This window comes from Kitasatospora sp. NPDC059817 (assembly GCF_042731835.1).
Lineage (GTDB): Bacteria > Actinomycetota > Actinomycetes > Streptomycetales > Streptomycetaceae > Kitasatospora.
The window spans coordinates 1-8759 of sequence record NZ_JBHWIR010000077.1; the positions used below are offsets into that span (position 1 = coordinate 1).

At 76.8% G+C, this 8759-nt stretch carries 6 protein-coding genes and 2 pseudogenes; 5 read left to right on the plus strand and 3 right to left on the minus strand.

What is annotated here, in order from left to right; genetic code table 11:
- Positions 1-293, plus strand: a pseudogene (locus ACFV61_RS18375) (hypothetical protein); the annotation flags it as partial.
- A gap of 75 nt (positions 294-368) precedes the next feature.
- Here the strand turns inward: ACFV61_RS18375 and ACFV61_RS18380 are convergent.
- Complete coding sequence (locus ACFV61_RS18380) at positions 369-1295, minus strand: spermidine synthase (RefSeq protein ID WP_380492680.1); 927 nt, start codon at positions 1293-1295, stop codon at positions 369-371.
- 154 nt (positions 1296-1449) lie between these two features.
- On the minus strand, positions 1450-1971 hold the full coding sequence (locus ACFV61_RS18385) for a hypothetical protein (RefSeq protein ID WP_380492682.1): 522 nt from the start codon (positions 1969-1971) through the stop codon (positions 1450-1452).
- Between the two features lie 1013 nt (positions 1972-2984).
- Between ACFV61_RS18385 and ACFV61_RS18390 the strand changes: the two genes are divergently transcribed.
- Positions 2985-4076 carry a tetratricopeptide repeat protein gene (locus tag ACFV61_RS18390; RefSeq protein ID WP_380492684.1) on the plus strand — a complete coding sequence of 364 codons (1092 nt, stop codon included), beginning with the start codon at positions 2985-2987 and terminating at the stop codon, positions 4074-4076.
- A gap of 21 nt (positions 4077-4097) precedes the next feature.
- On the opposite strand, the gene ACFV61_RS18395 is transcribed toward ACFV61_RS18390, so the two are convergent.
- Positions 4098-4754 carry a histidine phosphatase family protein gene (locus tag ACFV61_RS18395; protein ID WP_063349294.1) on the minus strand — a complete coding sequence of 219 codons (657 nt, stop codon included), beginning with the start codon at positions 4752-4754 and terminating at the stop codon, positions 4098-4100.
- 286 nt (positions 4755-5040) lie between these two features.
- Between ACFV61_RS18395 and ACFV61_RS18400 the strand changes: the two genes are divergently transcribed.
- From ACFV61_RS18400 to ACFV61_RS18410, 3 genes and pseudogenes are all read left to right on the plus strand, one after another.
- Positions 5041-6282: a hypothetical protein gene (locus tag ACFV61_RS18400; RefSeq protein WP_380492685.1), complete on the plus strand. Its 1242-nt coding sequence runs from the start codon at positions 5041-5043 to the stop codon at positions 6280-6282.
- A gap of 55 nt (positions 6283-6337) precedes the next feature.
- A complete protein-coding gene (locus tag ACFV61_RS18405; protein ID WP_380492686.1) occupies positions 6338-7963 on the plus strand; it encodes a hypothetical protein in 1626 nt (541 codons plus the stop codon).
- A pseudogene (locus tag ACFV61_RS18410) lies at positions 7960-8759 on the plus strand (AAA domain-containing protein); the annotation flags it as partial. The gene ACFV61_RS18405 and the pseudogene ACFV61_RS18410, both read left to right, overlap by 4 nt.

The following is an 8759-nucleotide window of genomic DNA, read 5'->3' on the forward strand; positions in this document are numbered from 1 at the left end:
CGTCCGGGGCGGCCGGCGCGCCCCCGGTCCAGGACGCCACCGCCCCGGACGGGCGGAGCGCGGCCGGACCCGCCACGAGCCGTGACCGGACGGGCGCCACCACCGCCCTGCCGGTCGGGCCCGGCGCACCCGCCCAGCCGTCCGAAACCCTCGCGCTCGCCGACACCGCCACGGTGACGGCCGTGGGCGACGGTTCCGCCACCGCGACCGCCGTCCTCGCGCCGATCGCCGCCGGGCTGCTGCTGACCGGCGCGGCCATGTGCAAGCACCGCGGCCTGCCGCGCGGGCACTGACCGGACTCACGCTCCTGGCGACGGTTCCAGCGCCGGCCGCGGACGTTCACGCCCGGGGGCAACCCCTCGGGGTGGTCAGCGGAAGACGCCCGGGGGCGGGGCCGGGGAGGGGGCGGCGGTGGCGTCCGTGGCGGGGACGGCCCCGGCGGCGAACGCGGTGAGGGCGGAGCCGTGTTCGACCCGGCCGAGGGCGGCGTCGGAGGCGACGCGGCGGGTGAGGTCGGCGATCGGGAGGGGTGCGTGGGCGCCGGCGAGGACGAGGTTGCCGAAGCGCTTGCCGCGCAGGACGGCGGGGTCGGCGACCAGGCACAGTTCGGGGAAGACCGCGCCGAGGGTGGCGATCTGGGAGCGGGCGAAGGGCAGAGCCGAGCCGTCGGCGATGTTGGCCGCGTACCAGCCGCCGGGGGCGAGGGCGCGGGCGGCGAGGGCGGTGAACTCGACGGTGGTGCAGTGGGCCGGGGTGCGGGCGCCGGAGAAGACGTCGGTGATGACCAGGTCGACGCTGCCCTCGGGGGTGCGTTCGAGCACGCTGCGGGCGTCGGCACCGCGCACCTTGATCTGCCAGCCGCGCTCCAACGGCAGCTCGGTGCGGACGAGTTCGGTGAGCGCGGTGTCGATCTCGGCGACCTGCTGGCGGGAGCGGGGCCGGGTGGCCGCGACGTAACGGGCCAGGGTGAGGGCGCCGCCGCCGAGGTGCAGCACGGTGAGCGGGCGGCCGGACGGGGCGACCAGGTCGATCAGGTGGCCGAGCCGGCGCTGGTACTCGAAACCGAGGTGGGTGGGGTCGGCGAGGTCGACCATGGACTGCGGGGCGCCGTCGATCAGCAGCGACCAGGCCGCGGGGCGGTCCCGGTCGGGGCGCAGTTCGGCGAGGCCGGAGCCGACCGGACGGGTGAGCGGGCCCTGGGCGTGGGTGCGGCCGCCGCGGCCGGTGACGTCCGGCCCGGTGTCGCGCTCGGTGCCGCGGCCCGTGCCCCGGGCTGCTCTGCTGCTTCGTCCCATGACCGCCATTATCGTCGCCGGGCGGGGCGGCCCCGCTGGTCAGGGAGGTCAGGGAGATCCGGGAGGTCCGGGAGGTCCGGGGGCATGCCAGGTGGATCCGGCCGGAGGGGCGGGCCAGGCTCGCGGGCCCGGCGGGATCCGCACGGCACGCCCGCTAGAACGGGCCGAGGCCGCCTGCGGTGAGCGTGCAGGCGGCCTCGCAGAGGGCGGAGCGGAGCACCCAGGCGTCGGTGGGGCGGGCGGCGCAGGCGGCGCCGGAGGGGGGCATCACCCACCGCGGGTCGGTGGCGGTCGGCAGCAGGGCGCCGGCGGTACAGGAGCTGCCTGGCAGGTGCCAGGTCTCGCTGGTGCCGACGGGGACGAGGAAGGTGACGGTGCTGCCGTTGCGGCTCTGCAGGACGGCCCCGCAGGCCCTGCGCAGCCGCAGGATGTCCACCGCCTCCAAGCCGTGCCGCAGGGCGACCGTCACGGTGTCGCAGCTGGTGACGAGGGTGTCCTGGTCCGGTCCGGGGCCGAGGCGGTGGCCGGGGTGCCGGCCGCCGCGGGGGGCGCGTCCGCCTTCGACCGGGCCCCGGCCGGGGATCCGGTCGTCGGCCGGGTCGGGGAGCAGGGCGGGGGCGGCGCCGGCGAGCACGCCGCCGGCGGCCGGTCGGTACTGCGACAGTCCGGTGGCCATCATGGGCCCTCCTGTACCTCGTCGGGTCAAAAGCGCCGCCGCCCGGGAGGTGGGGGCCGCGGGGACGGACGGCAGGCCGGGGCGACGGCCTGGGCTTCCACGTATCAGGACAACGCGGCGGACACCTCGCAGGCCACGGGGCGCCTTACAGCAAGGCATGGCATTTCATGGCGGATAACCCGCAACCACGACCGCTTTATACCGAATTGGGGGCACATCTCCCATAAACCGGCTGTGGTCGACCGGTCACGCCCGGTACTGTCGGTGGCGGGTCACGACGACCCCACCGGCCACACCGGGCCGTTCCCGCACCGTCGCGCACCACCGTGCCGACACCCGGACCGTACCCGCACTTCGCCCCCGCACCCGACACCCGCGCACCTCCGGCGCCGCCGGCCGCGCGCCCGCACCACCACCCTCCGCACGACCACGGAGCGCACCATGGCAGCCACCCCACCGGCCGAGCCGAACCGCCCGTCACCCAACGCCGTGATGCGCGCACTGCGCGGTAACCGCTCACCCGGCGAGTTCGCCATGGCCGTGCGCCGGGCGGCCCGGGAGATCGGGGAGCACGTGTCCTGCGACGCCCGCTACGTCGGGCGGGTCGAATCCGGCGAGATCCGCTGCCCCAACTACGCCTACGAGCGGGTCTTCCGGCACATGTGGCCGGACCGCACGCTCACCGAACTCGGCTTCTCCCCCCGGACCGCCGGCCCCCCCCCCCCCGCCGCCCGCGCCCGGCGGGGGGGCCCCCCCCCCCCCCCCCCCCCCCCCCCCGCCCCCCGGCCCGCCCCCCCGGGCGCCCCGCCCCCGGCGGGAGGGCCCAAGCCCCCCCGCTCCACCCACCGTTCCCGCCCCCGCCCGCCCCGCGCTCACCGCTCTCCACTCAACTCCCGTACGCTGCCTCGCCGTACGCGGATCCAGCCGCTCCGAACAGGCCCCCGTGGCCGAGGGCCGTCGCGGCGCCCCGGGGGCCTGATGGATCGCCCTATCTCGACGAGGAGAACGACGACGTGCGTCGCCGTACGTTCCTGGCCGGCGGCCCGACCGCGCTGGCCACCGTGATCGGCATCGACCGGCCGACCGTGGCCGCCGCCGCGGCCACCGGCGGTGCCGCCGCCGACCCCGCCACGCCGGTGCTGTTCGAGCCCGGCCCCGGCGCCTTCGTGCCCGGCCGCCCCGGGCCGGTACCGCCACCCCGCAAGGTCGGCGCCGCCGAGGTGCTCGGCGTCGAGCAGGCCGTCCGGGAGATCCGGCTGGCCGACGACGCGCACGGCGGCGACACCCTGTTCGAACGCGCCGGGCAGTCGCTGCGCACCGCCTACCTGCTGCTCAACGAGGGCGAGTACAGCGCGGAGACCGAACGCCGACTCCAGGCCGGGGCCGGCGAACTCGCCATCTCGGTGGGCTGGTTGGCGCACGACTCGAACCGGCTGGCGGACGCCCGCTCGCTCTACGCCGAGGCGCTCGCCACCGCCCGCATGGCCGGCGACGCCGCACTGGAGGCGCACGTGTTCTGCAACAGCGCCTTCCTCGCCCGGGACGCCGGCCGCCCCCGCGAGGCGCTGCGCGCCGCCCAGGCCGGGCAGGTCGCCGCCCGCCAGCTGGACTCCGCCCGGCTGCTCGCGCTGCTGGCCATGCGGGAGGCCGGCGGCTGGGCGCTGCTGCAGGACCGCGCCGCCTGCGAACGCGCGCTCGCCCGGGCGTACACGCTGTTCGGCCGCGGCCGTTCCGAGGACGATCCGGAGTGGATGTCCTTCTTCGGCGAGGCGGAGATCGCCGGCCTGCAGTCGCAGTGCTGGTCCGCACTCGGCGACTGGGACCGCGCCAGCGAGCAGGCCGGACTGGCCATAGCGCTGCAGAAGCCGCACTTCGTCCGCAACCGGGTGCTGTACACCGCCGAGCTGGCCCACGACCGGCTCGGCCGGGGCGACTTGGCGGGCGCGGCGCACCACGGATCGGCCGCCGTGGCGTTGTTCGGCGAGGTCCGCTCGGCCCGGATCCGGAGCATGCTGGCGGACACCGCCGAACGGCTGCGCCCGCACGCCGCCGTGACCGAGGTGCGCCACTTCCTGACCGGCTACGACCAGGCGGCGGCCGCCTGAGGCGCGGCTCCTGACGGTCCGTCAGTGACCGGCGGCCAGGCCCTCCAGGTGGGAGAGGTCGTTCCAGACCTCCACGGCCGGCGCGCCGTACTCCCAGGAGAGCACGCAGAGCGCGGCGGTGCCGAGCTTGAAGCGCTGGGCGAACTCGGGCGGCAGGCCCAGCCAGCGCGCGGTCAGGATGCGCAGCAGGTGGCCGTGCGCGAACAGGACGACGTCCCGGTCCGCGCAGTGCATGACGGTGGTGTCCGGCTCGGGGACGCCGTGCTCCTCGTTGAGGCCGGCGAGGAAGGCGTCCACCCGGGCGGCCACCTCGGAGAGCTTCTCGCCGCCGGGCACGCCGTCGCGCCAGATCAGCCAGCCGGGGTGGTCGGTGGCACGGATGTCCGCGCCGGTGCGGCCCTCGTACTGGCCGTAGTCCCACTCCAGGAGCTCCGGGCGCTCCACCGCCCGGTCGCCGAAGCCGGCCAGGGCGCAGGTCTCCTTGGCGCGGCCGAGCGGGCTGGTGTAGACGAGCGCGTCCGGCATCCCGTTCCAGGGGGCCTTGGCGAGGCGGGCGCCGAGCGCCCGGGCCATCGCCCGGCCCTCCTCGGTCAGCGGGATGTCGGTGCGGCCGGTGTGGCGGCCGGTGGCCGACCATTCGGTCTCGCCGTGGCGGACCAGCACGATTCGGGCGGGCATGGCAGGCTCCTCGCAGCGGGGTGGCGGCAACGGTCGGTCTCACCCTTGAGCACCGGGTTCCATGATCCCTCACCCGGACGGCGGGCACGATCGCGGGCCGGTCCGAAACGCTCCGGAGGCGGCTCCGGATCGAAACGGTCCGGAGGCGGCTCCGGTCCGGAACGGTCTCGACGCCCGCGCCGACCGGGTCGCCGGGTGTCCCCATCCGGCACGCACGCGTGGTTCAGGCCGGAACAAGCCGGTCCGCACCGCATTGTCGGACCCGGGTGCGACACTGGGCCGCACCATGAACGTCTCGACGAACGTCCCGTCCACCGGGCACGCTGAGCCGCTCGCCCAGCGGCTCGCCGAACTGCGCGGTCCCGCGCCGCAGCGCAGCCTGAACGCCCGTTCCCTCGCCGCGCTCGCCGCCAATCCGGGCTGCCACCGCCGCGCCGTGCTCGACGCTGCGGGGGTGGACAAGTCGACGCTGGCCGCCCGGCTCGGCCGCCCCGCGCCCTTCGGGCAGTCCCCGTTCGCGATCGCCCGCGGCGTGATCTTCGAGTCCCGGCTGAAGGCGGACGACTACGCCGCGCTGCTGGAGCCGCTGCGCGGCCACCTCGGCGTCCCGGCGGACGGCGGCACCCCCTTGCAGGTGCCGGATCTGCTGCACCGCTCCGGGCCCGCCGTCCGGGCCGACCGGACGGTCGAGGCGCTGGCCCGGGCCGCCGCCGACCCGGACGCCTGGACGCTGCTGGACCACCCGATGCTGCGCCTGGACGTGGCCGGCGGCACCGCCTACCTGGAGCCGGACGCGGTCGTGGTGCACGGCGGCCGGTGCACGGTGGTCGAGATCAAGTCCTTCCCGGTGCTGGACGGCGGCGCGGACCCGGCCAAGGTCGGCGCCGCCGCCCGCCAGGCCGCCGTGTACGTGCTGGCGCTCCAGCGGACCGCCGCCGCACTGGCCGGCCACCCGCTCGCCGACGACCCATACACCGAGCAGCGGCTGCCCGGCAGCCCCCGGTCGAGCGTGCTGCTGGTCTGCCCGAAGGACTTCGGCAACCGGCCGACGGCCGTCGCCGTCGACGTCCGGCGCGAGCTCGCCACCACCCGCCGCCAGCTGAGCCGGATGACCGGCATCGACCGGCTGCTGGCGGAGCTGCCGGCGGGCGCCGACTTCGACCTGGCGGCCGACGAGGAGGGCGTGCCGGCCCGCTCCGCCGAGGAGCTGACCGCCGCGGTCGAGGCGGTGCCCGCCGCGTACGGCCCGGACTGCCTCTCCACCTGCGAGCTCGGTTTCCACTGCCGCGCCCAGGCCCGCTGCGGCGACCGGGTCGAGCAGCTCGGCCGGGGCGTGCGCGGCGAACTGGGCAGCATCCGGACGGTGACGCGGGCCCTGGCCGCCGCCGAAGCCGGCATCAGCCTGGACACTGACAGCGCCGACGTGGACAAGGACGTGGACGTGGACGAGGCCGCCGAACGGCTGGCCTACGCGGCCGCGCTGCGCGCCGAGGCACTGGGCAAGGCCCCGACGGCGGGTCACGCATGAGCGGGCGCAGCGCGGCCCTGCGCGAACGCGGCGGGCCCGAAGCGGGGGCGCGCGCATGAGCCTGCTGACCACCCTCGCCCGGCTGGAGGCCGTCCGCAGCGGGCGGGCCGAGCCGCTGGCCACCGTCCGGCACCGGCACCTGTCCGACCGCCCGATGGTGGTCGTGCCGCTGACGGCCGCCGGCGAGGCCGGCGCGCCGCTGGCGGTGCTGCTGGGCACCGACCGGGACGCGCCCCGGCTGCACCTGGTGCCGCAGCCGCTCAACCGCACCCTGCGGTTCGACTTCCTGGCCGAGCTGGCCGCCGACCTGCTGCCGTACCTGGAGTCCTTCGCCGAGGACGTGGAGCAGATCGAGGGCTCCGAGAAGGACCCGGAGACCGGCGAGAAGAACCAGGTGTTCCGCGAGCTGTGCGCCGACGCGCCGCAGCTGATCGTGCCGAACGGCGCGGGCGTGCGGCACCTGGCCCTGCTCGGCCGCTCCACCCGGTTCCGCCGCACGGTCGAGGACGACGAGCCGGGGCCGTACCCCGCGCCGGTGCGGGTGCCGCTGCTCGGCCGCTGGCTGACCCACCTCACCGACCGCGCCCAGGTGCCCGGCACCAGCCTGCTGCTGCCGATGACCGGTTTGCTGGCCCGGCACTGGGCCACCGGCCAGAGCCACCTGGAGGACCAGCACCTGGCCGCCCACCTGGCCTGGCACGCCCCGCCGGGCGGCCTGACCGGTGCCGAGGCGGCCGAGCGCGCCGAGTCCGCCCGGGACGACCGGGGGCAGTTGCTGCACCCGCCGGCCGGCCCGGCCACCGATCCGCGCTTCGACGAGTTCGTGCTCGCCCCGGCGATCGCCCGCTACGACACCGCCACGGCCGCCCTTCAGCACAGCGCCGAGCAGCGCGACGAGGCCGCCGCCGAGCGCGCCCGGGCGGCCGTCCGGGCGGCGGTCGAGCAGTTGCGCGAGGTGCTGGCGGCCGTGCTGCTGCCCACCTGGCGGGACGTCTGGCGCGGTCTGGACCTGTTGCGCGGGCTGCCGCCCGCCGGGCACCTGGCGGAGCGCTGGACCGGCGACCGCTGGTCCTACACCGGCCACCGGGACCGGCTGGCGGCCGGCGAGCCGCCGCAGCCGCGGCAGGACGACGCCGTCACGGCCGCCCGCAAGCTCGCCCAGCGCGAGCGCGAGCAGACCCGGCTGGACGTCCAGGAGGCACTGGACGATCCGCTGGCGATGGCCGAACACCGGCTGTCCGGCGAGGCGTTCAGCGGCGTGGTGACCGAGGTGGTGCCGGACTACGACACCACCGGCCGCTCCCCCAAGCCGCGCCCGCTGATCACCCTGCGCACCGCCGACCGCCCGCACGCGGATCTCGGGCGGGAGGCGCACCGGGTGTGGGGGTCCCCCCAGCCGGAGGCCGGCGGCGGCCGGTCCCCGCAGAAGGCGGAGATCGCGGCGGTCGACCCGGCCGGGGGCACCATCACCCTGCGCCTGCTGTCCGGCATGGGGCGCAGGAAGGAGCCCGAGCCGGGCAGTCTGCCCGAGCCCGGCGATCCGGTCACCTTCACCCTGTTCGAGCTGACGGTCCGCCAGTCCGCGCCGCTGCCAGAGCCGGACGACACCCCGTGGACGCACGGCGGCCCGCCCGGCGCCGCCCCCGTACCCGCCCCGTCCGTCTCCGAGGAGTGGGAATGATGGCCGAGTTGAGCGCCGAGCAGGCACCGGGCGCGGCCGCCGACGCCGCCGTGGACCGGATCCTGGCCGCGACCGTCCACCCGGCGGCCGGCGCCCCGCGCGGCGTGGTGGTCGATTCCCCGCCCGGCGCCGGGAAGTCGACGCTGGTGGTGCGGGCGGCCCGGGAGCTGGTCGAGGCCGGCGAGCGGCTGATGATCGTCGCCCAGACCAACGGCCAGGTGGACGACCTGGTCGGCCGACTCGCCGAGAAGGCGCCGGACCTGACGATCGGCCGGCTGCACGCCGCCGACGCCCGGCCCGGCCCGGAGGTGCTGAAGCACGCCAACGTCACGCCCTCCGACAAGGTCGCCGAGCTGGTCGAGCACGACGTGGTGGTCTCCACCTCGGCGAAGTGGCAGTGGGTGCGGGCCGAGGCGCCGTGGCGGCACGCGATCGTCGACGAGGCGTACCAGATGCGTTCGGACGCCCTGCTCGCGGTGGCCCGGCTGTTCGAACGGGCGCTGTTCGTCGGCGATCCGGGCCAGCTGGACCCGTTCACCGTGGTCGGCACCGAGCAGTGGGCGGGCCTGTCGTACGACCCGTCGAGCAGCGCCGTGGTCACCATGCTGGCGCACAACCCGCAGATCGAGCCGCACCGGCTGCCGGTCTCCTGGCGGCTGCCGGCCAGCGCGGCGCCGCTGATCTCGCGGGCGTTCTACCCGTACACGCCGTTCCGCTCCGGCACCGGCCCGGACGACCGCCGGCTGACCGCCGCCGTCCGGCCGGACGGCGGCGCGCTGGACGCCGCGATCGACCG

Bases quoted from the DNA above. Each gene is read 5' to 3' on its own strand.
- ACFV61_RS18380 (WP_380492680.1), bottom strand. From the start codon at position 1,295: ATGGGACGAAGCAGCAGAGCAGCCCGGGGCACGGGCCGCGGCACCGAG.
- ACFV61_RS18385 (WP_380492682.1), bottom strand. From the start codon at position 1,971: ATGGCCACCGGACTGTCGCAGTACCGACCGGCCGCCGGCGGCGTGCTC.
- ACFV61_RS18395 (WP_063349294.1), bottom strand. From the start codon at position 4,754: ATGCCCGCCCGAATCGTGCTGGTCCGCCACGGCGAGACCGAATGGTCG.
- ACFV61_RS18400 (WP_380492685.1), top strand. From the start codon at position 5,041: ATGAACGTCTCGACGAACGTCCCGTCCACCGGGCACGCTGAGCCGCTC.
- ACFV61_RS18405 (WP_380492686.1), top strand. From the start codon at position 6,338: ATGAGCCTGCTGACCACCCTCGCCCGGCTGGAGGCCGTCCGCAGCGGG.